Source organism: Marivita geojedonensis (assembly GCF_002115805.1).
Classification (GTDB): Bacteria; Pseudomonadota; Alphaproteobacteria; order Rhodobacterales; family Rhodobacteraceae; genus Marivita; species Marivita geojedonensis.
Window position 1 is genome coordinate 1 of sequence record NZ_JFKC01000017.1, and the last position, 21,996, is coordinate 21,996.

Below are 21,996 nucleotides of genomic sequence, written 5' to 3' on the forward strand. Positions count from 1 at the left end.
TTGCTACGTCACCCTGATGAACGGCGTGGAGCCGAGCGACGAGCTGATGAAAGAGCTGCGCACCTGGGTCCGCACCGAAATCGGCCCGATCGCCTCTCCCGACCTCATCCAGTGGGCCCCCGGCCTGCCGAAAACCCGCTCCGGCAAGATCATGCGCCGCATCCTGCGCAAGATCGCCGAAAACGACTACGGCGCCCTCGGCGACACCTCAACACTCGCTGACCCATCCGTCGTCGATGACCTCATCGAAAACCGGATGAATAAGCGCTGATTGTTCGGGTTTTCCAAAAAAAGGGCGGTCTACGGGCCGCCCTTATTCGTTGCGCCGGTATTAACCAGTTCCCCAGTCTTCAGCAGAAATCGAACGCGGTCTGAGCTATGATGCACCATGTGGGGGCTCCAGATCTTCGGAGCAGAAAATGTCATTGATCCAGTCAACCATGCCCAGCGCGGCATCGCACGTGATCCGAAAACCAGACGCGACAGCGCGCATTCAGCCGGTTTTCATAACGGTTCCACCTGTGGCACAGGCCAGCCCGGACCACAGAACCACGAATGATCAGGTCGTGGCACCGGCGGCACCGCCCTCAGCGGTTCAGCTTCAGATCAAGGCACTGATCAGCGAACAGGTTCAGACAGTGGTTAACGCACAGCAAGGCGTGCCCGCAGATCCGTCTTGAGCACCTTGCCATAGTTGTTCTTGGGCAGGTCGCCGACGAAGTGATACTGCTTAGGCCGTTTGAAGCGCGCAATATGTTCAAGGCAGTGCGCCCCCAATGCCTCTGCATCGCACTGCGCGCCGTCCCGAAACACCACGAAGGCGACAACTTCCTCGCCCCATTCGGGATGCGGCTGCCCCACCACGGACACTTCGGACACGGCGGGATGCTGCAGAAGAACGTCCTCTACCTCGCGCGGATAGATGTTCGACCCGCCGGAAATGATGACGTCTTTCGAGCGGTCCATCAGAGTCAGGTAACCCCTGTCATCCAACGCGCCCATGTCCCCGGTCCGCAGCCAGCCGTCCCGAAGGGTCTTGGCCCTGGCGTCCGGAGCATTCCAGTAACCGGCCATGACCGTGTCGCCCTGCACCTCGATCTCGCCAATCTCGCCGGGCGCGGCGCTACTGCCGTCCTGCCGCCGGATGCGCAGATCGACCGCAGACTGCGCACGGCCAACCGAGTTCAACCGCGCACGCCACCCTTCCGACTGCCGATCCGCAACCTCTGACTTGGTCAGCGCGGTGATCCCCATCGGGCATTCCCCCTGCCCGTAAATCTGCGCGAAGACAGGGCCGAAATGCGTCACCGCGCGCAGAATGTCGGCCTCGTACATCGGGCCGCCGGCATAGACGACGGTTTCCAGCCCGGCCCCGTCCTGCCCGGTGGCAATGGCAAAATCCGTCAGGCGCTTCACCATGGTCGGCGCAGCAAACATGTGGGCCTGTCCATGCACCCGGGCCAAGTCCAGCACCTCGGATGGATCGAAGCCACGCGACGGCGGAAACACGTGTCGCGCCCCATGCAGAACATGCATCAGGCTGTAGAGCCCCGCTCCATGGCTCATCGGCGCGGCATAGATGGCACAGTGATCCGCGCGCACTGCATCGACATCACCCTGATAACAAAGGCTCATCGAGATCAGGTTGCGGTGGGTGATCTGCACCCCCTTGGGCCGTCCGGTGGTTCCGGAGGTATAGAACAGCCAGGCGGTATCGGATGCCTCGCAGACCGCTGGGGCAACCTCAGCCGCTGGCAGCCCAGCGGTGTCCTGCTCGATCACCGCACAAGGCACATCGATATCGCAAAGCGCTTCCGCCAGCTTCCCCTGAGACAGACACAGGCGCGCGCCCGCGTTTTCGAGAATCCAGGCCACCTCTTTCGCGTGCAGCTTCGCATTGACCGGAACGGCAATTCCTCCGGCATACCAGATACCGAAAAGATGGATCAGGTAATCGGGGCAGTTGGGCAGGACCAAAGCCACACGGTCCCCGCGTGAAATGCCCTGCCCCATCAGCCAATGCGCCACCCGCTGTGCGCGGTCATGACACTCTGCATAGGTTCCTACCTGGATGGTCCCGTCGAAAAGCGCGGGGCGTTCTCCGTGCGCCAGTGCTGTTCTCTTGAGCCAGAATGCGATATTCATGATGCGCTTCCCCTTGCTCCTGCCATTTAATCGGTGCAAGGAAAGACGTGCAATGCGGGTGGTGCCCGTAGGTAAAGCGAGCCCTCGGCCCCTTACCCAGCGGGGCCGTTCCATGGGCCAAGACAAAGAACCGGGCGAGGAACAGCATGACCAAGACCAACCATGAAGCAGACGTGGCTTTTATCGAGGCTCTGGCGAAATTGCTTCGTGAAAACGATCTGACCGAGCTTCAGGTCAAGCGGGAATACGGGGAAGATGACAGTCTGAACGTCCGGGTCAGCCGTGTGACCCAAGCCGCGCCGGTCGTCGCGTCTGCACCTGTCGCTGCGCCCGTTGCGCCGCAGCAAGCTGCGCCCGCCGCTGCGACAGCATCCGCCACCCCACCGGAAGACCCTGCAGCGCATCCCGGTGCCGTGACATCGCCGATGGTCGGCACGGTCTATATGCAGGCCGAGCCTGGCGCGCCCGCATTCATTTCCGTTGGACAGCAGATCAACGAAGGCGACACGCTTCTCATCGTCGAGGCGATGAAGACCATGAACCACATCCCTGCCCCGCGCAGCGGAACCGTGAAACGCATTCTTGTCGAGGACGGAGCCCCCGTCGAATACGGGGCACCTCTCGTGATCCTCGAATAACCGGGGCGCTGGCATGTTTGACAAAATCCTGATTGCCAACCGGGGCGAGATTGCCCTCCGTGTCGTCCGCGCCTGCCGCGAGATGGGAGTGGCAAGTGTCGCAGTTCATTCGACCGCCGATTCGGACGCGATGCATGTGCGCATGGCAGACGAGGCCATCTGCATCGGACCGCCGTCTTCGGCGGACAGCTACCTGTCGATTCCCGCAATCATCTCCGCCTGCGAAGTCACCGGGGTACAGGCAATTCACCCGGGCTACGGTTTTCTGTCCGAGAACGCGCGCTTCGTTCAGATCGTTGAAGACCACGGCCTGACCTTCATCGGCCCGACCGCTGAACACATCAGGATCATGGGTGACAAGATCACCGCGAAGGACACGGTGAAAGCGCTCGGCGTGCCTTGCGTGCCCGGCTCCGATGGTGGCGTGCCTGATCTGGCGACCGCAAAGGCCATCGGCGAAGACATCGGCTATCCGGTGATCGTCAAGGCGACCGCTGGCGGTGGCGGGCGCGGCATGAAGGTTGCGAAATCCGCAGCCGAGATGGAACGTGCCTTTCAGACCGCGCGCTCCGAGGCTAAGGCGGCGTTCGGCAATGACGAAGTCTATATCGAGAAATACCTGACCACGCCGCGCCATATCGAGGTGCAGGTGTTTGGCGATGGCAAAGGCAAAGCCGTTCACCTTGGAGAGCGTGACTGCTCTTTGCAGCGTCGCCACCAGAAGGTGCTGGAAGAGGCCCCCGGCCCCCGCATCACACCGGAAGAGCGTGCCGAAATCGGGCGGATCTGCGCCGATGCCGTATCGAAGATCAACTATGCAGGCGCGGGAACGATCGAGTTCCTGTACGAAAACGGCGAGTTTTATTTCATCGAGATGAACACCCGCCTGCAGGTCGAACATCCGGTCACTGAAGCGATCTTTGGCGTAGACCTTGTCCGCGAGCAGATCCGCGTGGCTGCCGGCCTTCCCCTGTCGTTCGAACAGGACGACCTGACGATCAACGGCCATGCCATCGAGGCACGGATCAACGCAGAGAAACTTCCGAACTTTGCACCGTCGCCGGGCCGCATCACGCAGTATCACGTCCCCGGCGGTCTTGGTGTGCGGATGGACAGCGCGCTTTACGACGGCTACCGGATTCCGCCCTATTACGACAGCCTGATCGGAAAGCTGATCGTGCATGGCCGCGACCGGGATGAAGCGCTCGCCCGCATGTCGCGCGCGCTGGGAGAGTTGATCGTCGATGGCGTGGACAGCACCGTGCCCCTGTTCCGCGATCTGATGCAGGATCCGGACGTGCGCAGCGGCGATTACAACATCCACTGGCTCGAACACTGGCTTGAGCGCACCTATGCGAACCCGCAAGGATAAGGCCTGCGCCGCAACCCGCCGAGGCACCCGGCCATGACCCATGACCGTCACGCCTGACCTTCTACTCGAAGCCTATCGGGCGGGCGTATTTCCCATGGCCGAGCATCGGGACGACCCGGACTTGTTCTGGGTCGATCCGCGCAGACGCGGCGTGTTTCCCCTGGATCGGTTCCACATCTCGCGCAGCCTGGCGAAAACCCTTCGGCGGGACGCATACCGCGTGACGCGCAACACGGCGTTTGCCGAGGTGATCGACGCCTGTGCGGATCGCAGCGAAACATGGATCAACCACGATATCCGCGTGCTCTATGAAGAGCTGCACAGAAGGGGCGACGCCCATTCGCTTGAGGTGTGGATGGGTGACCGTCTGGTGGGGGGCGTCTACGGCGTAACGGTTGGTGCGGCGTTCTGCGGGGAAAGCATGTTTTCACGCGAACGCGACGCGTCCAAGATCGCGCTCGCTTGGCTTGTCGATCTTCTGCGCAGAACCGGTTTTGTGTTGTTCGACACGCAGTTTCTGACCAATCACCTCGCCTCGCTGGGCGCGGTCGAGATCACGCGGACCGATTACCGCACGCAACTGGCCCGCGCGCTTACGCTGTCAGCCGATTTCAACGGCGAGCCTCTGGCTGCGTCGGGTCAGGACGTCGTGCAGCGCAACACCCAGACGTCGTAGCGCTGGTGATCCATGGGGTTCAGCGCCGGAGATGATGCGATCATCCATCCCTGAAACACAGGAGCCTCTTTCCCGACTTCGGTGATGACAAGCGACGCATAGGCTTCACCGGCGGGATTCCCCTCGGGATAGCGGCACTCATTCACCGTTACGGTGATGCGGCCATATGTTGAAGATTGCCGCGAGGCGATCTGAAGGTCCGCGACCTTGCCGGTGAGCTTGTCCAGAGCACGAACGGTGACGCCCGTGCCGGTCGATGTGGCCAGCTGCGCCATGCCGACACTGGCCAGCATAAGCGAAGTGACGAAAACAATCAGACGTGCCATCAGCGGTTCGCCTCTGATTCAGCCTGCCAAAACCGGGCGGGCTTATTCCGGGCTCCACGCCTCGTAGTCGCGGCGTTCCTGAGGTTCGGGGCGGCGGAGCGAGCCAGCGGGTGCATAGGCCAGCGCCGTACCCGTCAGGTTTTCCTGATGCGGCTTAACCCAGTCTTTCTTGGGCAAAGGCCGCTCGGTCGGCGGCTCCTTGAAGGTGTGGTGCAGCCAGCCATGCCAGTCCGCATCAACGCGGCTTGCCTCAGCCTCGCCATTGTAGATGACCCAGCGCTTCTTCCCGTCCCGCGTCTGGTAGAAGATGTTGCCCTGGGTGTCCTCACCCACCTTTTCGCCCTTACGCCACGTATAGAACTGTGTGCCAAGCGTCTGCCCGTTCCACCAGGTGACAGCGCGAAGAAGGGTATTGAGAATGCCCATGGAACGACTCCTCGGGGGTTGGTTTGGCGCCGTTATAGGGCGCTTTGCGGGGTGAGGTCCAGCGCAGCTATGACGCAGTCGGTGCCAGCGCCGTCACTTCAATTTCGATCCGGTATTTCGGGTCGATCAGCCCACATTCGATCATTGTCGCAGCTGGCGGGTTGTCGCCGAAGGTCCGGGCCAGGATTGCATGGCACGGTTCGAACTCGTGGCGGTCCGGCAGGTAGTAGGTGACACGGACAACATCGGCCATGCTTGCGCCCGCTTTCTCTAGCGCTGCCGAAATGGTCGCGAGCGCGCTTTCACATTGTTCGGCCACGGTATCGCCCTGGCCGACTGTTCCTGCGACATGAACAAAGCCCCCGGCGACGACTGCCCGGCAATAGCCGATCTTGGCTTCGAATTCCCCGCCCGAGCGGATGCGTGTGATGGTCATATGTGTGTTCCCAAAAAGAAAGGCGGGCAAAAAGCCCACCTTTCTCCATGTCTGCCGCGATGCCCTTAACCGGCTTCGGCGGGTTCCTTTTTCTGATCTGCGTAGATCATCAGAGGTTTGGCCTCGGAGGTGACCGCCTCTTCGTTGACGACCACTTCGACCACCTCGTCCATGCCCGGAAGTTCGAACATCGTGTCAAGGAGAATGTCTTCGAGGATGGAGCGCAGACCCCGCGCGCCCGTTTTGCGTTCAATCGCCCGCTTCGCAATAGCGCTCAGTGCGTCGTCGGTGAAGGTCAGGGTCGTGTCCTCCAGCTCGAACAGGCGCTGATACTGCTTGACCAGAGCGTTCTTCGGCTGTGTCAGGATGATCACCAGCGCGTCCTCATCGAGATCTTCGAGCGTGGCGATCACTGGCAGACGGCCGACGAATTCGGGGATCAGACCGAATTTCAGCAGATCTTCCGGCTCCAGCTCTTTGAAGGTCTCGCCCACGCCCGCGTCGCTTTCATCGCGCACATCGGCTCCAAAGCCCATGGCCGAGCCTTTGCCGCGCTGCTTGATGATCCGGTCGAGGCCGGCAAAGGCACCGCCGCAGATGAACAGGATGTTCGTGGTATCCACTTGCAGGAACTCCTGCTGCGGATGTTTGCGCCCACCCTGCGGCGGCACAGAGGCCACGGTGCCTTCCATCAGCTTCAGCAGCGCCTGCTGCACACCTTCGCCCGATACGTCACGGGTGATCGACGGATTTTCGGACTTCCGGGTGATCTTGTCGACCTCGTCGATATAGACGATGCCGCGCTGCGCACGTTCGACGTTGTATTCCGACGCCTGAAGCAGCTTGAGAATGATGTTCTCGACGTCCTCGCCGACATAACCCGCCTCGGTCAGGGTGGTGGCATCGGCCATGGTGAACGGCACATCCAGTATCCGCGCCAGTGTCTGCGCAAGAAGTGTCTTGCCGCACCCGGTCGGGCCGATCAGCAGAATGTTCGACTTCGCCAGTTCGATATCCGAGGACTTCTGGGAATGATTCAGGCGTTTGTAGTGGTTGTGCACGGCAACGGACAGAACCCGCTTGGCCAGCGACTGACCGATCACGTAGTCATCAAGCACATCGCAGATCTCGCGCGGGGTCGGGACGCCATCGGTCGACTTCAGGCCACCGCCCTTGGTCTCTTCACGGATGATATCCATGCAAAGCTCGACGCATTCGTCGCAGATGAAGACGGTCGGCCCGGCGATCAGCTTTCGGACTTCATGTTGGCTTTTGCCACAGAAGCTACAGTAGAGGGTATTTTTGCTGTCGCCGCCAGAATTCGTCGCCATGTCTTTACCTTTCCTGACACATTTTTAGGAGAGTCATCCGAAGAAATATCGCCCTAAACGTGCGTCATGTTTTCTTCCCAGAACCTTAGGACAGCACAGGATGGGCCACAACGCCAAAAACACATCTGTGACGGCGTGGCCCGATCACGATTTACTCTCCGTCTGTTCCTTTGGCGCGGCTCTCCACGATTTCATCGATGAGACCCCAGTCCTTCGCCTCTTCCGGCGACATGAAGTTGTCGCGCTCCAGCGCCGCTTCGACCTTTTTCAGCGTCTGGCCGGTATGCTTCACATAGATCTCGTTGAGGCGCGTCTTGAGCTTCTGGGTTTCCTGCGCGTGGATCATGATATCCGTCGCCTGCCCCTGATAGCCGCCCGAGGGCTGGTGCACCATGACCCGGCTGTTGGGCAGCGAGAAGCGCATCCCCGGCTCACCTGCCGTCAGCAGAAGCGACCCCATGGAGGCCGCCTGTCCGATGACCAGCGTGCTGACCTTGGGCTTGATGTACTGCATGGTGTCGTAGATCGACAGACCGCTGGTCACCACACCACCGGGGCTGTTGATATACATGCTGATTTCCTTGGAGGGGTTCTCGGCCTCGAGGTGCAGAAGCTGCGCCACGATCAGCGAAGACATGCCGTCATGCACCGGTCCGCTCAGGAAAATGATCCGTTCCTTCAGCAGCCGCGAGAAAATGTCATAAGCCCGTTCGCCACGGCTTGTCTGCTCGACCACCATGGGAACGAGGGTATTCATATATGTCTCAAAGGGATCTTTCATCTGTGCCTGCCATGATGATGCGCCCGCCGGATGCCGGGCTTGGTTGCGAGTTGCCCTGAGACTAGTGTCGGGTTCTGGGGGCTGCAAGGGGCAGCGGATCACCCCCGCGACTTGACCCTGCGACCAACGGATTTACCTCGCCCCGCATGTCAGATCTCTTTCCCCCAACCCGAACGGCTGCTCTTGAAAAGCTGTCGGCCTTCGTGCCCAAAGCCGGCCGTGACTACACGGCGCAGCGCAATTATGATCGTGGACTGGGACATCACGACGCTGTCTCGACCCTGTCGCCCTATCTGCGTCACCGCCTCATCACCGAGGCCGAGGTCCTGGAGGCGGTGCTGGGTCGCTACTCCCTGAGCAGCGCCGAGAAATTCGTGCAGGAAGTGTTCTGGCGCACCTATTGGAAAGGCTGGCTGGAAATGCGGCCTGCGGTCTGGGGTGGCTATCAGCAGGGCCTTCTGCGGGCATGGGATCAGGTCCAGACACAGTCCGGACTGCGCAGCGAATGGGAAGCGGCGTGCAAAGGCGAGACCGGGATTGACTGCTTCAATCACTGGGCGCACGAATTGGTCGAAACCGGCTATCTGCACAATCACGCGCGCATGTGGTTTGCATCGATCTGGATCTTCACCCTGCGCCTGCCCTGGGAACTCGGCGCGGATTTCTTCCTTCGTCATCTCTACGACGGAGACCCGGCCTCCAACACGCTGAGCTGGCGATGGGTGGCCGGGTTGCAGACGCAGGGCAAGAATTATGTCGCCCGTGCCTCGAACATCTCGAAATACACCGAAGGGCGGTTCTCGCCGCTCTATCAGCTCGCCTCGAATCCCGAGCCGCTGCAAGGGCCGCCACATCCGCCACGCATGGATGCCCCTGTGGGCGACACTCTCGACCCGTCAAAACCTTCGGTGCTTGTGCTGCACGAAGACGACCTCTGCCCCGGATGGCTGTTCGATCTGGGCCTGAAGCCGCTGGCCACCGCCACGCTGGATGCCACAGGCCAGATCAGCCCGCTGCACGTTGCACCTCGGGTCAAAGCGTTCAAAACCGCGATCATGGCCGACTGCGCAAGCCGTTGGTCGGCGTCGCTTGGCCCGATCACCTCGGGCATGTCCACGGCACAGGAGATTGAAGACTGGGCCCGCGCCGCCGGAGCTGACCAGATCGTCACCTCCTACGCCCCCGTCGGGCCCGTCGCAACGCTACTGAACGACATCCGCGCGCTGCCGGTGATCCGGCCGCTGCGCGCCTATGATCGCCGCGCCTGGCACCATGCCACAGCCGGCTTTTTCAAGTTCAAAGCCAAAATCCCGGAATTCGTGGGCGCGATGAAGGGGCTGCAACCCGTCTGATCTTCATCTTGCCAATCAAACTCCGGGGGGTTTGGGGGGCTGGCCCCCCAAACGGATCGGATCGCGCCGCGATCCGAGACACCCCAAAAAGCGAAAGGCCGGGACATGAAGCCCGGCCTTCCCCAAATACCTGAATCAGAAGATCACCCGAACATGTCGGTTGTGATCCCCTCATACCAGCCGATGCTTTCCTCGTAAGTCGCCTTGCGCAGCGCTGCGTCCTCGCCCGTCTGGCTGACAAAGCTCGACACGCTGGCGATCTTTTCGTCGTTCGGCTCGTAAGCCGCGCCGACTTTCACGCCATCATCGGTTGCAATGAGCGACCAGCAGGTGTTCGAGAACTTCGCCAGGAACACGCGGCTGCCGGTGAGCGCACCGCGCACCGCCATCGCTGCGACCTTGGCCTGCGAATTCGCGGAATAGCCGGATTTCGGCATGTCGCCCTGATTGGTGGCGTCGCCCAGAATGTGGATGTTTTCATCCAGACGCGACACCATGCTGTGCCCATCGACAGGCGCCCAGTTGCCCTCGGTCAGACCGGCAGCGTCGCAGATCAGACCCGCCTTCTGCGCCGGGATCACGTTGACCACGTCAGCCTTCACCACTTCGCCGTCGATGTTGACGGTCATGGCGGCTGGATCGACCGTCACGTTGCCGCCACCGAAATCCGGACCGATGCGTTCGACCATGCCGGTGTAATGCTTCTGCCAGCCTTCTTCGAACAGCGCCTGTTTCGAGAACTTTTCCTTCGGATCGGCAATGATGATCTTGGCCGTCGGATTGGTCTCTTTCAGGACATGCGCCACCATCGAGATCCGTTCATACGGTCCCGGCGGACAACGGTACGGATTGGGTGGTGCGACCATCACATAGGTGCCGCCTTCGGGCATCGCCATGATCTGTGCCTTGAGCAACTCGGTCTGGCTGCCAGCCTTGTAGGCGTGGGGCATCGCGTTCTGCGCCGAGAGGTCCCAACCGGGCACCGAGCCTTCGACGAAGTCGATACCGGGGCTGAGAATCAGCCGGTCATAGGGAACCGATCCACCACCGGCCAGAGACACGGTCTTGGCATCGCGGTCCACCCCTGTGGCCCAGTCATGCACCACGTTGATTCCGTATTCCGAGGCCAGTTTGCCGTAGGAATGCGCGATGCTGTTCAGATCCCGGAACCCGCCGATATAGAGGTTCGAAAAGAAGCAGGTGTAATAGGTGCGCGTCGGTTCGATCAGGGTCACGTCGATCTCGCCCGCGCTGTCCTTGGCGATGTAACGGGCGGCGGTCGCGCCCCCGGCACCGCCGCCGACAACCACCACCTTGGGTTTGCCGTGCGAGGCCGCATGCACCATGGGCGCGCTCAACGTCGATGCGGCCGCCATCCCGGTGCCGACAAAGACACGTCTGTTCAGTTTCATGTTTCTCCTCCCGTTCACAAAACAACCCTTACTCGGAGGCTTCTCGAGAGCCTTACTCGAGCTGGGCAAAATACGCCGCGAGCGCGGCGATCTCTTCGTCCGACAACCGGGATGCCATCATCTGCATCACCGGATGTGGTCTGATCTGTCTTTTGTAAGCGTGCATGGCGACCACGAAATCTTCGGTCGGCCACTGAATGATCGAGGGAATCCCCTGATCAGATCCGTCCTGCTGGTGGCAGGTCTTGCACTCGCTGGCGAGGTATTCGCCGTAGTCCGTGTCGCCCACGATGGCCAGCACCTCAGGAGACAGCTCGACCTCGCGCGCCTGCGCGGTGGGCGCGGCTTCGGGAATGTTCTGCGGGCTGGCCGAGAACTGGCGCAGGTAGGCCAGGATGTCCGACCGGTCCTGGGGGTCTTTCAGACCGGCGAAATTCATCCGCGTCCGCGACACCAGCGCCTTGGGGTTTTCGAGATAGGCGTTGAGGGTTTCAAGCTCCCAGGTCAGACCGTCTGATCCCATCATCGCCATATCGTCGGAATAGCGGAAGCCGTCATGCGCGCCGGCGCGCCGTCCGAAAATTCCGTTAAGATGCGGTCCGATCCGGTCCGTCGCGCCCTGCCCGATCTGGTGGCAGGACCGACATTGCGCAAAAACCTCTTCGCCGCGAGACGGATCACCGAATTCGAGGCCGGTTGCATCGGCCACAATGGTGTCTGGTTCAGGTGCTGCAACAGGCGGCTCCGGGGCAGCAGCCGCAGTCTTCGCGGCTTCCACCGCTTCCAGCGCGGTTGCAAGCGATGCCTCAAGTTCCGATATTTTTTCTTTTAATTCCGCGCCTTGCGCAATCTGATCGACCAAGGCGGCATTGCTGGATTCGAGCTGTGACAGGCGATCCGTCAGCGCGGCAAGCTCCTGCGACCGGTAATCGCGTGCGGTCCACCCGTATGCAGCGCCAAGCACAAGCGCAGCACCGCCAAGAACCGATACGAAGATACCCGCAGTGTTTGCCATGATCACTCGTCCCAGTGAGCCCGAACACGGGCAAGGCCTCAAATCATACTCGCACAAAAGCCGCGGCGGGGCAGTCCCCGCCGCGCTGGCAATTTTACTTGAAGGTCGACAGATACGCAGTCACGGCCGCGATATCTTCTTCGCTCTTCAGGCCCGCAAAGCTCATCTTGGTGCCCTTGGCGTACCCGCGCGGGTCCGCAAGGAAGGCTGCGAGCGTTTCCGGAGTCCATGTCCCGTCCATTTCAGACAGGGTCTTGGAATACTTGAACCCGTCAACCGCCGCGATGTCCGCGCCGACAACACCGTTCAGGACCGGACCGGAGCGGTTCTTCGCGCCGTCTCCAACCTGGTGACAGGCCTTGCACTTGCCAAAGACCTTTTCACCAGCGGCGACCAGTTCCGGGTCCGCGCCAGCGTCCGCTTCGGCAGCAACCTCGACAGGCGCAGCTTCGGCCGCTTCGGCAACAGGCTCTGCAGCTGCTTCCTGCACGACGGGTGCCGCTTCGGTTGCGGCTGCCGCGCCTTCTTCCTCGGGCGTCACATCCAGCACGGTTGCGCGCATGGTGATCTCCACGCTGTCCTTGCAGTTTTCCATGCAAGGCTCGCTGCGCCAGATCGAATATTCTGTCTCGGCGCGGTCATCGATGATGAAGCCATTGGCATTCGGCATCTCGACTTCGAGGAAGTTCTCGTTGCTCAGAACGAAATCGTCATCGACGAGGAAGTTCGAATACAGGATGTAAGCCACGATGGCATAGACATCGTCATTGCTGAGCGTCTGAGCGTTGCCATAGGGCATGGACCGGTGGACATAATCCCACGCAGTCGACAGATAGGGCCAGTAGCTGCCCACGGTCTTGACCGGGTCTTCATCTGCCAGCGTGCCTTCGCCGCCTGCCAGTTCGGGCCAGTTGTCCACACCTTCGGCAAACTCGCCGTGGCAGACCGCGCAGTTCTCCGAGAAAATCATCTCGCCGTCTGCAACGGAACCCGATCCGACCGGAAGACCGGTGCCATCCGGGCTGACATCCACATCCCATGCGGCGATTTCTTCGGGCAGAGCCGGGCGGCCAAGACCGAGTTTGCCTTCGCCTGCGCCGGTCGAGGCATTCGCCGCACCGACCAGAGCGCTGGACACGACAACCGGTTCGATGGTCGTCATGACGGCGGGGTTCTCAGGAAAATCGGCAATGTTGCGGTCGGCAAAGTTCACCGCCATCGTCAGCACAGCCAACGTGCCGAGGCCAGCGCCGCCGAATAGTTTAAGAGACTTCGACATTTTCGGCCTCCCCGTTTGGCATCACGTGCCAGGTCTGAATGCAGTTGTTGTGGTAGATGGAGTTCTCACCGCGCACTTCGCGCAGCTGTGCCTTGGTCGGCTGAACATATCCGGTTTCGTCAATGGCGCGGGATTGCAGCAGCATTTCTTCGCCGTTCCATTCGGTGTCGAGATAGAAGCGGGTCAGTGCCATTTTCTCGCCCGGCTTCGCCAGACGCGCGGTTTCCCATGTCTTGCCACCGTCCTTGGACACGTCCACGCGGGTGATCGCGCCGTGGCCGGACCATGCAAGGCCCGTGATAACCAGCGGTCCTGCGCCATGCGTGATGGGCGACTGCGGGCTGGGCGAGGTGATGACGGATTTCGCGTCCATCACCCATGTCCACTTGCGGCTGGTGCCGTCGGCCAGAGTGTCAGTGTATTTCGACGTTTCCTCGCGGCTTTCGACCGCGTTTGCCGTGACCTCAATGCGGCGGAGCCACTTGACCCACATGTTGCCTTCCCAGCCGGGAACGACAAGGCGGACAGGGTAGCCGTGCTCTTTGCGCAGCGCCTCACCGTTCGCCTTGAACGCGACCAGAACATCGTCCAAAGCCTTGTCCATCGGGATCGAGCGACCGTTTGAGGACGCATCCGCACCTTCGACATAGACCCACTTGTCGGCCAGATCGCCGGCGGCTTCGAGACCTGCTTCGTTCAGAAGGGTACGCAGGGACACGCCGGTATATTCCATGTTGTGGATCATACCGTGGGTGAACTGCGCGCCGTTCAGCTGAGCGCCTGCCCATTCCATGCCGGTGTTCGCGGCACATTCACAGAAATAGACGTGGTTCTCGCGCGGGAAGCGTTCCAGATCGGCATAGCTGAACACCAGCGGTGTATCGACCAGACCGTTGATCATCAGGCGGTAGTCTTCCTTGCGCAGTTCGATCGCGCCCGAATGGTGGCGTTCAAACGCACAGCCCTGCGGCGTGATCGTGCCGTCCAGCGCGTGAATCGGGGTAAAGTTGATCGAGCTTGTCGTATCAGCGGTCAGCCATTCCACGTTGCGGCGCACCACATCGCTTTCATACTGGATCGGCAGGCCGTATGGCGTGGCGTCCACGCCGTCGCCGAACACGGTGGCCCATTCCTGCACTTCGGTGATCAGCGGATCGGGACCATTTGCCCGCGCAGCGCCCGCAGCGGTCAGCCCCGCCGCAGCCGCAGCAGAGCCCCGCAGGAACGCGCGGCGGGAGGGTTTGAGCATATCAGACATATCTCACACTCCGGTTGAAGTTACGCGCCCACGACCGTGACGCTGTCATTGGGTTGAACGGTGACGGTGCCGAGCTTCTTGATATGTGCTTCGACCACGTCCCAGATTTGCGGACCTTCAGTGCCCTCATTGACGGACGCCCAGCCAGCGACGACATAATTCTTCGCTGGATCAATGGCTTCGCCTGTCTTGAGCAGGGTCATGTCGGTGATCCGTTCGCCCTGCGGCTTGGACACATCGATGCGGTAGCCCATGCCACCGATGCGCACCATGTCGCCACCCTGCTGGTAGTAGGGATCGGGGTTGAAGATGTTGTCGGCCACGTCTTCGAGGATCACCTTGATGAACTCGCCGGTCATCTCGGTCCGGTACGCCTTGCCATAGGTCATGGACGTGACGTTCCAGATGTCTTCGCGGGTGATGTCGTCGCCCGGAATGAGGCTCGGACCCCAACGCACGCCCGGCGACATGGCGATATCGGCCTCGCGTTCGCTCATCAGGGCGTCGCAGATCAGGTCGTCCCATGTGCCGTTGAAGTTGCCACGGCGGTACAGCAGGCTGTCGGTCTGCCCGATCACCTCTTCCAGCTCGGCCTTGAATGGCGCGCGCTGTTCGTCGATGAGCGCGGTCATTTCCGCATCGGGTTCGATCACATCCGAGAAAATCGGGATCAGCTTGTGACGGAAGCCCATCATGCGACCGTTCTGAATATCCAGATCGACACGGCTGACGAACTTGCCGTTGGAGCCGGAGGCCACGATGATCGTTTCGCCCACCAAAACCGGTTCCGGCAGCGCATCATGTGTGTGGCCCGACAGGATCACGTCGATCCCGGTGACCTTGCCCGCCATGCTCTTGTCCACGTCAAAGCCGTTGTGGCTGAGGCAGACGACACATTCGGCACCCTGGGCGCGTACTTCGTCGACCATGGCCTGCATGTTCTCGTCGCGGATACCGAAGGAGTATTCCGGGAACATCCAGCCGGGGTTCGCAATCGGCATGTACGGGAAGGCCTGACCGATGACTGCGATTTTGACGCCACCGCGTTCGAAGAACTGGTAGGGCGGGAACAGCTCGGCCGGTTCGTCCCATTCGGCGTCAAAGATGTTCTGTCCCAGCGCGGCAAAGGGAAGACCTTCGACAATCTCTGCCACACGATCCGATCCAAGGGTGAATTCCCAGTGGAAGGTCATCGCGTCAGGGCGCAGCTGGTTCATCACGTTGACCATGTCCTGCCCCTCGGTGTGGTAGCAAGTGTAGGACCCGTGCCATGTATCACCACCATCCAGCAGCAGAGCGTCGGGACGGTCGGCCCGGATCGCGTTGACCACTGTGGCCACGCGATCCAGTCCCCCTACGCGCCCGTAAGCCTTGGCCAGGGAGGAGAAGTCGCCAGAGCTGAGCGCGTAATGCGATGGGCTGCCGTCATCGATGCCGTAAAGCTTGCGGAAATCGGCCCCGGTCACGTGCGGTACCGCACCCCGGTTGTCGCCTACCCCGATGTTCACCGACGGTTCGCGGAAATAGATCGGCTTGAGCTGAGCGTGGATGTCCGTGACGTGGATCAGCGAGACATTACCAAAGGTGTCGAACTGCAAGAGCTGGTCTTGCGTCAGTGCCTGCTGTGCCGCCAGCCGGGACCAGTTGCCAAAGCCGGACGCGCCCACCAAAGCGGACGCGGCCATCGACACCTGAAGGAAATCGCGACGTGATATCATGGGAGGGCCTTCTTGGATTTCCGAACACACATTCGCATGTGTGAATAGGTTGGGTGGAAGAAAGCCCGCGCCATCAATGACGCGGGCCCTCAGGTTATTGACGGACCGACGGTCCTTCGACGCTCAGGCCGTTGCCGCGAGAGGCGACGTAGACTTCGAGCGCGACGAATTCAGGCGAACCGACGGCGAATGTCTCGGCACGGGTGTCGCGGATACAGCCGCGGAAGCGGTTGTGCACCTGAACGAGCCCAGCGTTCTTGAGACGGTAAGTCGGGAACCCGTTGATCTGGCCCTGAGACAGGTGGTCGGCACGGATGTAGTTGCCGTAGTTCTGCTCATGGCAGCTCGCACAGGACAGTTCGAGCTGGCCGTAACGGGTGTAGTAAATTTCCTTGCCTTTTTCGTAGTACTCGGCGGCGGGGCCGTCGATTGCCACGTTCACCGGCATACCGCGCGACTGAACCGTGATGAGCGCTTCCATCGCGGTCATTTCGGCTTTGTCGTACTTGTAAGGCTCTGCGCCCATCTGTTCGGTGCGGCAATTGTTGATCTGCATCGCCAGGGTGCGCATTTCACCGGCTTCGGCATTCCACTTCGGATACACCGCGCGAACGCCCTTCATGCTTTCGGGGCCTTCGTGGCAAGACGCGCAGGACTTCTCAGCAGTGCCTTCGACAGTGTTCCAGGCGTCCATTGCCTGATCCACGGCGATCATGCCGGGGTTGTCGAACGTGTCGAGCTGCATCGCCTGAGTGTCATCCTCGCGGAAGTGCCAACCCGAGATGATCGTGTCGATCCCGGTTTCTGCCATGTGCGCAGGCGCTGCTGTCTTGGAGATCATCTCCTGACCGTCGATGACAAGCGCATCATCATCCGCGCCACCGGCGAAAACCATCGGAGCCGAAATCGCCAGCGCGGCCAACGCTGTCAGTGACTTATATTTCATTCTGTTCCCTCCCAAAATTACCCCTGCCCCGTGATATCGGGACAGGGAGGAGCTTCTGCTCAGACCGTGATGGCTTTGTTGTCGTTGTAGACAGACCCGTCATCGTCATACCAGGTGAACGCGAATTCACCGGCTTCGGGCACTGTGGCCTCGAATTCGAAATACGGGTTGGTCGAAATCGCCGGTTCCATTTTCACGTCGATGACGCTCTGGCCGTTGAACTCGCAGGTGAAGCGATTGATGATCGAGCGCGGGATCGGGTTGCCGTCGCCGTCCTTACGCTGGCCCGATTCCATCGGGTGGCTGATCAGCGTCTTGATGGTGATCGCTTCACCAGCAGAGGCGGACTTGGGAACCTTGACGCGGGGTTTTACACCGGATGCCATGTTTTCTCTCCTGAAATCTGAATGTTGACCGTTAGCCGCCGCAGCCGCCGATGGTGACCTTCACGGTCTTCGCGCTGCGTGCAAAGCTGCCATCTGCCAGTTTGGCAATGGCGACCACGTCCTGCGTGCCGGCAAGACGCATGCGCGTGCTTGCGGATTGGGACGCGGCCAGCGGGCCAAAGTTGAACGTCGCGACGCCCGGTGTCGGGTTGCCTGCGGCCAGAACCATGATTGCGGATGCACCCGGAGCCGAGACCGAAATCGGAACCGTGTTGCCGTTCTCGGCAATCTCGGGCGCGGTCAGTTCCACACCTGCGCCGCCGATTGCGGCACCGCCGGTGAATTCTGCGATTGCATCGTCAACCGCTGCGTTGGCGCGGAACGGCAGGACGAAGGTCAGCGCCGCTGCCCCACCCAGTGCCAAGGTTTCGCGTCTCGTGAAATCCATGTCTTATCTCCTAATCCAGTGACAGCAGATCAGCTGCCCTTAAGCGTCAGCAGGAACGCCACCACATCTTCGATTTCCTGCGCCGTCAGAATGGGCGACAGGTCTTCTTCTTTTGCACCCTTGCCGGTGTAGCCATCACCGGGGCGGATGAATCCACTGGTCTTGTAGAAGGCGGGCATGACGCTGCCTTCAAAGGTCATCTTGGCGTTGGCCACGATGCCGCGCAGTTCTTCGGCGCTGCGATAATCCGCGATGCCATCGAGGCTCGGACCCACTTCGCCATGGAACGGCGCATCGTTCAGCGCAGTCACGGCGTGGCACGCAACGCAGTTGCCCTTGCCGCGGTTGGTCATGATCTTGGCACCATTGGCAGCGTCGCCGTCCGTGCCGGACAGCGATGCAGCGATCGCGCCGTATTCGTCGAATTGCACCTCACCCGGAGTGATCGGGTTGGCGATTGCTGCGGTCGCGCAAATCACGACTGCTGCGGAAATACCTGTTAGCTTCATTGTCCCTCCCTTACCGCCCGGGTGTAGGCCCAGGCTGACATATGGCTTTGTATACCGTAGGCCACTGACCTTGATTCATGCAACATCAAATTCACAAAAGTGAATAATTGAGTATGAATTTTTTTGTGTCAGTCCGTTTTGCCGTCGTTCCGTTCCTGGATTCTGCGGGCGTGATAGCGCTGAAAATCTTCATCGTTATCAAGAAGATACCGCTTCTCATTGACCCAGGTGAACATGTCGATCGTGGTGCCCTTGGCGAAAGCCCCCGGCATCACGGCAACCGATGCTTCGATCGCATTTTGCCCCTCGGGCACCTCTTCCGGAAGGAACACGATGTTCGGAGTGAACAGCACGCGCCACTTCCGCGCCATGTCCTTTTCGGACAGAGTTTCCCCATCGAAATCGGTGACTTCGATGTCTCCGTGCAGGTTCAGCTGCACCACAAAGTAGTTCTCTGCGATGTAGTCACTGATTCCCGGATCCGAGAACACCTCTTCGTGCATCTTCGAGCAGTAGATGCACCCGCGCTGTTCAAAGAACAGAACCAGACGCTTGCCTTCGGCATTTGCCTCGCCAAGGTCCTCGCGCAGGTCTTTGAACGTGTCGCGCATCCATGGCTGCTTGTGCAGGCCGTCATCGCCCAGCTCTGCCGCCGCCACCGGAAACGCCATCAGAAGCGCCAGTGCACCACCCAAAACGTGTCTCATCTTCCTTCCTCCTCCTGAAAGGTTGGCGATCATCCAAGCGATGACCAGTTCGGGAACCAGCGCAGCATCGCATCTGCAATCAGGTTCACAGTATCGGTTGCGATCAACAGCGCAAACAGGATCAGCATCGCGCCCATGACCTTTTCGGCATAGCCCAAGAATGCCCGGTTGCGGGCCGTCCATCGCAGAAACGGTCCGGAAAACAGCGCCGCGATCACAAAGGGCGCCGTCATCCCGACGCCATACACAAAGAGCAGCAGCCCGCCCTGCACGATATCGCCCATGCCACCGGCAATCATGAGAATTGACGCAAGTGCCGGACCGACGCAGGGTGTCCAGCCAAAGCCGAAGGCAAGGCCCATCACGTAGGCCCCTACAAGCGTGGTCGGTTCCGTTTTCGCCTCGACCCGCGCTTCGCGGTAGAGAATCGGGATACGTACGATCCCAAGGAAATGCAGCCCGAACGCCGTCAGAACCGCTGCCGCGACATAGCGAAGGGGTTCGCGATAATCGGCAAAGGCCTGTCCCACTGCCGTGGCCCCCATGCCCAGAAGCACGAAGATCGTTGTGACGCCCAGTGCGAAGAGACAGGCAGACAGAACGAGGTTCCAGGCAATACCCTTGGGGACGTCTTCCTCGCCCTTCAACTCGTTCATTGAAATCCCGGCCATATAGCACAGGTAGAACGGAACCATGGGCAAGATGCAGGGGGTAAAAAAGCTCAGTATCCCCGCAAGTGCCGCGCCCGCGAACGAAATGTCGAACATATGCGGAGATTCCTTGAATTATTCACATATTCAGATTAAGTGTTTTGTTGTGATGTCGTCAATTGGTGAATGATGCGAGTCCTGAACGCCCTGGCAATCGCCGCCGCTTTTCTTGTCAGCCCGTCCTGGGGTTCTGTCGGTGCGGCCGAGCCATATCTCGTGATGGTTGAACAGCACGGATGCGTCTATTGCGAACGCTGGGATGCCGAAATCGCACCTGCCTACCCAAAGACGGCCGAGGGCCGGTTTGCGCCACTTATTCGTGCAGATTTGCGTGAAGGCCCGCCAGAGGGTATGACATATGCGCGTCGCGTTGTTTTCACGCCGACTTTTGTTCTGATAAAAGACGGTACGGAACAGGCACGGATCGAAGGGTATCCGGGTGAAGACTTTTTTTGGCCGCTTCTGTCGAAGCTGCTTGAGGACCACACAGAGTTTTCGCCGACAGCAGAGATCGAAACGGTCCGGAATTAGAGGCACGGCATGGCACTTCCCCAGCTTAGTCCAGATCTGAACGAAGACGAACTTGACCGCATCGTGGACAAGGCGACCACCGCATCGAACTTTCTCAAAGCGATCAGCCATGAAGGTCGCCTGATGATCCTCTGTCATTTGGTTACCGGCGAGAAATCGGTGACCGAACTGGAAGAATTGCTTGCGGCTCGGCAGGCAGCCGTCTCGCAGCAACTGTCCCGGCTGCGCCTCGAAGGGCTGGTGATCCCACGCCGCGACGGCAAGACGATCTATTACCGTCTGGCGGACAACAGACCGCGCAAGATGCTGGAATGCGTCTACGATCTCTTCTGCAAAGACGACTGATCGCGCCCTACTCTCTCCTTGCTCTCACATCGCCCTGACCGCATACTTGCTGCGGGAGCCTGTCTTGGGAGGACAGCATCATGCTGGAGAGCGTTCCGGAGCACATTCTTGTTGCAATCGTCGGTTTGTTCGGCGGCCTGCTGCTGGGCCTTGCCGCCCGTCTGGGCCGGTTTTGCACATTGGGGGCAATCGAGGACTACCTTTATGGCGGATCCGACACACGAATCCGGATGTGGGGCATCGCCATCGGCACCGCTATTCTTGGCAGCTTCGGGCTGATGGCCACCGGCTTTGTCGAAGCCAGCAGCACCTATTACCTTTCAATCAGATGGCTGCCCTGGGCATCGGTCATTGGGGGATTGATGTTCGGCTACGGCATGGCGCTTGCCGGAAACTGTGGTTACGGCGCGGTCGCCCGGCTCGGCGGGGGCGACTTGCGCAGTTTCGTCATCGTTCTGGTCATGGGCGTCTCAACCTATGTGGTGCTAAGCGGACCGCTCGCACCGTTGCGCGATGCCCTTTTCCCGCAAAGTCCGGTTCTTCCCGGTGACATTCCACCCGGCATTGCGCATGCCACCCAGCACTGGACCGGCATCCCGGCAACAGCGGTCGGCTTGGCCCTTGGTTTGGCCATTCTCGTCGCTTCGATTGCCTCGCGGGCGTTCCGCGACAACCCGAAATCCGCGATTTGGGCCGTGGTTGTCGGCATCGCGATCATCAGCGGCTGGGCAGGAACGAGCTGGGTCGCCAATAACGGCTTCGAAGCCGTGCCCGTTGTCTCGCACAGCTTTGCGGCCCCGCTTGGGGAATCGATCCTGTGGTGGATGATCGGCTCTGCCCAACCGGTCAGCTTTGCCGTCGGATCAGTCGCCGGTGTCTGGGCCGGCGCCTTTATCGGCTCGCTCATCAAGGGCCATTTCCGCTGGGAAGCCTGCGAAGACCCGCGCGAACTGCGCCGTCAGATCTTTGGCGCGGCGCTCATGGGTGTGGGGGCGGTCATCGCTCTGGGATGCACCGTGGGTCAGGGGATCAGCGCGTTTTCGATGCTGGCCTTCAGCGCACCGGTCACATTCATCGCGATATTTGCCGGGGCGTCATTCGGATTGCGGCAGTTGATCGTCGGTTTCAACCCCGCCGAGTAGCAGAGGCTCCCAAGACCCGTTGCCAAAGAATCACGCTTGGCCGGAAAGTACCCACCCTGATTCGCTCAGGCGAAAATTCGCCTGCAATCGCGTTCGCGCTTGGATAC

At 60.5% G+C, this 21,996-nt stretch carries 26 protein-coding genes; 9 read left to right on the top strand and 17 right to left on the bottom strand.

From position 1 onward, the window contains the following. Both MGEO_RS14795 and MGEO_RS14800 read left to right on the top strand, forming a co-directional pair. Positions 1-271, top strand: a 271-nt coding sequence (locus tag MGEO_RS14795) for an AMP-binding enzyme (protein WP_408607524.1), incomplete at its 5' end; no start/stop codon positions are given. Positions 272-419: 148 nt separating this feature from the next. Continuing rightward, positions 420-680 (top strand): hypothetical protein, encoded by a 261-nt coding sequence (locus MGEO_RS14800; RefSeq protein WP_085639415.1) that lies wholly within the window; start codon positions 420-422, stop codon positions 678-680. Here the strand turns inward: MGEO_RS14800 and MGEO_RS14805 are convergent. Beyond that, positions 643-2,145, bottom strand: a complete 1,503-nt coding sequence (locus MGEO_RS14805; protein ID WP_085639418.1) for a class I adenylate-forming enzyme family protein — start codon at positions 2,143-2,145, stop codon at positions 643-645. The genes MGEO_RS14800 and MGEO_RS14805 overlap by 38 nt on opposite strands. Positions 2,146-2,291: 146 nt before the next feature. Between MGEO_RS14805 and accB the strand changes: the two genes are divergently transcribed. The 3 genes from accB to aat are packed head-to-tail and all read left to right on the top strand — an operon-like array spanning position 2,292 to position 4,831. Beyond that, complete coding sequence (accB, locus tag MGEO_RS14810) at positions 2,292-2,783, top strand: acetyl-CoA carboxylase biotin carboxyl carrier protein (RefSeq protein ID WP_085639421.1); 492 nt, start codon at positions 2,292-2,294, stop codon at positions 2,781-2,783. A 13-nt stretch (positions 2,784-2,796) separates the two neighbouring features. Then, positions 2,797-4,155 (top strand): acetyl-CoA carboxylase biotin carboxylase subunit, encoded by a 1,359-nt coding sequence (accC, locus tag MGEO_RS14815; protein WP_085639424.1) that lies wholly within the window; start codon positions 2,797-2,799, stop codon positions 4,153-4,155. A gap of 40 nt (positions 4,156-4,195) precedes the next feature. Continuing rightward, positions 4,196-4,831 carry a leucyl/phenylalanyl-tRNA--protein transferase gene (gene aat, locus MGEO_RS14820; RefSeq protein WP_085639427.1) on the top strand — a complete coding sequence of 212 codons (636 nt, stop codon included), beginning with the start codon at positions 4,196-4,198 and terminating at the stop codon, positions 4,829-4,831. Here aat and MGEO_RS14825 read toward each other — a convergent pair. The 5 genes from MGEO_RS14825 to MGEO_RS14845 form a co-directional block, all read right to left on the bottom strand. Further along, positions 4,795-5,157: a DUF2155 domain-containing protein gene (locus tag MGEO_RS14825; protein ID WP_085639430.1), complete on the bottom strand. Its 363-nt coding sequence runs from the start codon at positions 5,155-5,157 to the stop codon at positions 4,795-4,797. The genes aat and MGEO_RS14825 overlap by 37 nt on opposite strands. A gap of 42 nt (positions 5,158-5,199) precedes the next feature. Then, positions 5,200-5,583 carry an NADH:ubiquinone oxidoreductase subunit NDUFA12 gene (locus tag MGEO_RS14830; RefSeq protein ID WP_085639433.1) on the bottom strand — a complete coding sequence of 128 codons (384 nt, stop codon included), beginning with the start codon at positions 5,581-5,583 and terminating at the stop codon, positions 5,200-5,202. 67 nt (positions 5,584-5,650) lie between these two features. Continuing rightward, positions 5,651-6,019, bottom strand: a complete 369-nt coding sequence (locus tag MGEO_RS14835; protein ID WP_085639683.1) for a RidA family protein — start codon at positions 6,017-6,019, stop codon at positions 5,651-5,653. A gap of 65 nt (positions 6,020-6,084) precedes the next feature. Beyond that, positions 6,085-7,350: an ATP-dependent Clp protease ATP-binding subunit ClpX gene (gene clpX, locus MGEO_RS14840; protein WP_085639436.1), complete on the bottom strand. Its 1,266-nt coding sequence runs from the start codon at positions 7,348-7,350 to the stop codon at positions 6,085-6,087. A gap of 151 nt (positions 7,351-7,501) precedes the next feature. Beyond that, a complete protein-coding gene (locus MGEO_RS14845; protein ID WP_085639439.1) occupies positions 7,502-8,131 on the bottom strand; it encodes an ATP-dependent Clp protease proteolytic subunit in 630 nt (209 codons plus the stop codon). A gap of 146 nt (positions 8,132-8,277) precedes the next feature. Here MGEO_RS14845 and MGEO_RS14850 point away from each other — a divergent pair, with 146 nt between their 5' ends. Beyond that, positions 8,278-9,483: an FAD-binding domain-containing protein gene (locus MGEO_RS14850; protein ID WP_085639442.1), complete on the top strand. Its 1,206-nt coding sequence runs from the start codon at positions 8,278-8,280 to the stop codon at positions 9,481-9,483. 143 nt (positions 9,484-9,626) lie between these two features. On the opposite strand, the gene MGEO_RS14855 is transcribed toward MGEO_RS14850, so the two are convergent. The 11 genes from MGEO_RS14855 to MGEO_RS14905 form a co-directional block, all read right to left on the bottom strand. Beyond that, on the bottom strand, positions 9,627-10,895 hold the full coding sequence (locus tag MGEO_RS14855; protein WP_085639445.1) for an NAD(P)/FAD-dependent oxidoreductase: 1,269 nt from the start codon (positions 10,893-10,895) through the stop codon (positions 9,627-9,629). A 52-nt stretch (positions 10,896-10,947) separates the two neighbouring features. Then, positions 10,948-11,607 carry a c-type cytochrome gene (locus MGEO_RS14860; RefSeq protein ID WP_233139943.1) on the bottom strand — a complete coding sequence of 220 codons (660 nt, stop codon included), beginning with the start codon at positions 11,605-11,607 and terminating at the stop codon, positions 10,948-10,950. Between the two features lie 397 nt (positions 11,608-12,004). Continuing rightward, positions 12,005-13,189, bottom strand: a complete 1,185-nt coding sequence (locus tag MGEO_RS14865; protein WP_085639452.1) for a c-type cytochrome — start codon at positions 13,187-13,189, stop codon at positions 12,005-12,007. Then, positions 13,173-14,447, bottom strand: a complete 1,275-nt coding sequence (gene soxC / locus MGEO_RS14870) for a sulfite dehydrogenase (protein ID WP_085639456.1) — start codon at positions 14,445-14,447, stop codon at positions 13,173-13,175. The genes MGEO_RS14865 and soxC overlap by 17 nt, the downstream gene beginning before the upstream one ends. Positions 14,448-14,467: 20 nt before the next feature. Further along, positions 14,468-16,165: a thiosulfohydrolase SoxB gene (gene soxB / locus MGEO_RS14875; RefSeq protein WP_085639459.1), complete on the bottom strand. Its 1,698-nt coding sequence runs from the start codon at positions 16,163-16,165 to the stop codon at positions 14,468-14,470. Positions 16,166-16,259: 94 nt separating this feature from the next. Continuing rightward, entirely contained in the window at positions 16,260-17,111 is an 852-nt protein-coding gene (gene soxA / locus MGEO_RS14880) for a sulfur oxidation c-type cytochrome SoxA (RefSeq protein ID WP_085639463.1), read from the bottom strand. A gap of 59 nt (positions 17,112-17,170) precedes the next feature. Further along, a complete protein-coding gene (gene soxZ, locus MGEO_RS14885) occupies positions 17,171-17,497 on the bottom strand; it encodes a thiosulfate oxidation carrier complex protein SoxZ (RefSeq protein ID WP_085639466.1) in 327 nt (108 codons plus the stop codon). Positions 17,498-17,528: 31 nt separating this feature from the next. Next, complete coding sequence (soxY, locus tag MGEO_RS14890) at positions 17,529-17,945, bottom strand: thiosulfate oxidation carrier protein SoxY (protein ID WP_085639469.1); 417 nt, start codon at positions 17,943-17,945, stop codon at positions 17,529-17,531. Between the two features lie 29 nt (positions 17,946-17,974). After that, positions 17,975-18,454, bottom strand: coding sequence for a sulfur oxidation c-type cytochrome SoxX (gene soxX / locus MGEO_RS14895; protein WP_085639472.1), 480 nt, complete (start codon positions 18,452-18,454; stop codon positions 17,975-17,977). A 128-nt stretch (positions 18,455-18,582) separates the two neighbouring features. Next, positions 18,583-19,161 carry a thioredoxin family protein gene (locus MGEO_RS14900; protein ID WP_085639475.1) on the bottom strand — a complete coding sequence of 193 codons (579 nt, stop codon included), beginning with the start codon at positions 19,159-19,161 and terminating at the stop codon, positions 18,583-18,585. Positions 19,162-19,190: 29 nt separating this feature from the next. Continuing rightward, positions 19,191-19,928 (bottom strand): cytochrome c biogenesis CcdA family protein, encoded by a 738-nt coding sequence (locus MGEO_RS14905; RefSeq protein WP_085639478.1) that lies wholly within the window; start codon positions 19,926-19,928, stop codon positions 19,191-19,193. 69 nt (positions 19,929-19,997) lie between these two features. Here MGEO_RS14905 and MGEO_RS14910 point away from each other — a divergent pair, with 69 nt between their 5' ends. The 3 genes from MGEO_RS14910 to MGEO_RS14920 all read left to right on the top strand — a co-directional run bounded on the left by MGEO_RS14910 (position 19,998) and on the right by MGEO_RS14920 (position 21,889). After that, a complete protein-coding gene (locus MGEO_RS14910; protein ID WP_085639481.1) occupies positions 19,998-20,402 on the top strand; it encodes a thioredoxin domain-containing protein in 405 nt (134 codons plus the stop codon). A 9-nt stretch (positions 20,403-20,411) separates the two neighbouring features. Next, the gene (locus MGEO_RS14915; RefSeq protein WP_085639484.1) at positions 20,412-20,747 is read left to right on the top strand and encodes an ArsR/SmtB family transcription factor; all 336 of its coding nucleotides are present in this window, start codon (positions 20,412-20,414) and stop codon (positions 20,745-20,747) included. A gap of 80 nt (positions 20,748-20,827) precedes the next feature. Continuing rightward, on the top strand, positions 20,828-21,889 hold the full coding sequence (locus MGEO_RS14920) for a YeeE/YedE family protein (protein ID WP_085639487.1): 1,062 nt from the start codon (positions 20,828-20,830) through the stop codon (positions 21,887-21,889). Positions 21,890-21,996 lie beyond the last annotated feature (107 nt).

Coding starts and splice junctions, on each gene's coding strand:
- MGEO_RS14800 (WP_085639415.1), top strand. CDS start 420: ATGTCATTGATCCAGTCAACCATGCCCAGCGCGGCATCGCACGTGATC.
- MGEO_RS14805 (WP_085639418.1), bottom strand. CDS start 2,145: ATGAATATCGCATTCTGGCTCAAGAGAACAGCACTGGCGCACGGAGAA.
- accB (WP_085639421.1), top strand. CDS start 2,292: ATGACCAAGACCAACCATGAAGCAGACGTGGCTTTTATCGAGGCTCTG.
- accC (WP_085639424.1), top strand. CDS start 2,797: ATGTTTGACAAAATCCTGATTGCCAACCGGGGCGAGATTGCCCTCCGT.
- aat (WP_085639427.1), top strand. CDS start 4,196: ATGACCGTCACGCCTGACCTTCTACTCGAAGCCTATCGGGCGGGCGTA.
- MGEO_RS14825 (WP_085639430.1), bottom strand. CDS start 5,157: ATGGCACGTCTGATTGTTTTCGTCACTTCGCTTATGCTGGCCAGTGTC.
- MGEO_RS14830 (WP_085639433.1), bottom strand. CDS start 5,583: ATGGGCATTCTCAATACCCTTCTTCGCGCTGTCACCTGGTGGAACGGG.
- MGEO_RS14835 (WP_085639683.1), bottom strand. CDS start 6,019: ATGACCATCACACGCATCCGCTCGGGCGGGGAATTCGAAGCCAAGATC.
- clpX (WP_085639436.1), bottom strand. CDS start 7,350: ATGGCGACGAATTCTGGCGGCGACAGCAAAAATACCCTCTACTGTAGC.
- MGEO_RS14845 (WP_085639439.1), bottom strand. CDS start 8,131: ATGAAAGATCCCTTTGAGACATATATGAATACCCTCGTTCCCATGGTG.
- MGEO_RS14850 (WP_085639442.1), top strand. CDS start 8,278: ATGTCAGATCTCTTTCCCCCAACCCGAACGGCTGCTCTTGAAAAGCTG.
- MGEO_RS14855 (WP_085639445.1), bottom strand. CDS start 10,895: ATGAAACTGAACAGACGTGTCTTTGTCGGCACCGGGATGGCGGCCGCA.
- MGEO_RS14865 (WP_085639452.1), bottom strand. CDS start 13,189: ATGTCGAAGTCTCTTAAACTATTCGGCGGCGCTGGCCTCGGCACGTTG.
- soxC (WP_085639456.1), bottom strand. CDS start 14,447: ATGTCTGATATGCTCAAACCCTCCCGCCGCGCGTTCCTGCGGGGCTCT.
- soxB (WP_085639459.1), bottom strand. CDS start 16,165: ATGATATCACGTCGCGATTTCCTTCAGGTGTCGATGGCCGCGTCCGCT.
- soxA (WP_085639463.1), bottom strand. CDS start 17,111: ATGAAATATAAGTCACTGACAGCGTTGGCCGCGCTGGCGATTTCGGCT.
- soxZ (WP_085639466.1), bottom strand. CDS start 17,497: ATGGCATCCGGTGTAAAACCCCGCGTCAAGGTTCCCAAGTCCGCCTCT.
- soxY (WP_085639469.1), bottom strand. CDS start 17,945: ATGGATTTCACGAGACGCGAAACCTTGGCACTGGGTGGGGCAGCGGCG.
- soxX (WP_085639472.1), bottom strand. CDS start 18,454: ATGAAGCTAACAGGTATTTCCGCAGCAGTCGTGATTTGCGCGACCGCA.
- MGEO_RS14900 (WP_085639475.1), bottom strand. CDS start 19,161: ATGAGACACGTTTTGGGTGGTGCACTGGCGCTTCTGATGGCGTTTCCG.
- MGEO_RS14905 (WP_085639478.1), bottom strand. CDS start 19,928: ATGTTCGACATTTCGTTCGCGGGCGCGGCACTTGCGGGGATACTGAGC.
- MGEO_RS14910 (WP_085639481.1), top strand. CDS start 19,998: ATGATGCGAGTCCTGAACGCCCTGGCAATCGCCGCCGCTTTTCTTGTC.
- MGEO_RS14915 (WP_085639484.1), top strand. CDS start 20,412: ATGGCACTTCCCCAGCTTAGTCCAGATCTGAACGAAGACGAACTTGAC.
- MGEO_RS14920 (WP_085639487.1), top strand. CDS start 20,828: ATGCTGGAGAGCGTTCCGGAGCACATTCTTGTTGCAATCGTCGGTTTG.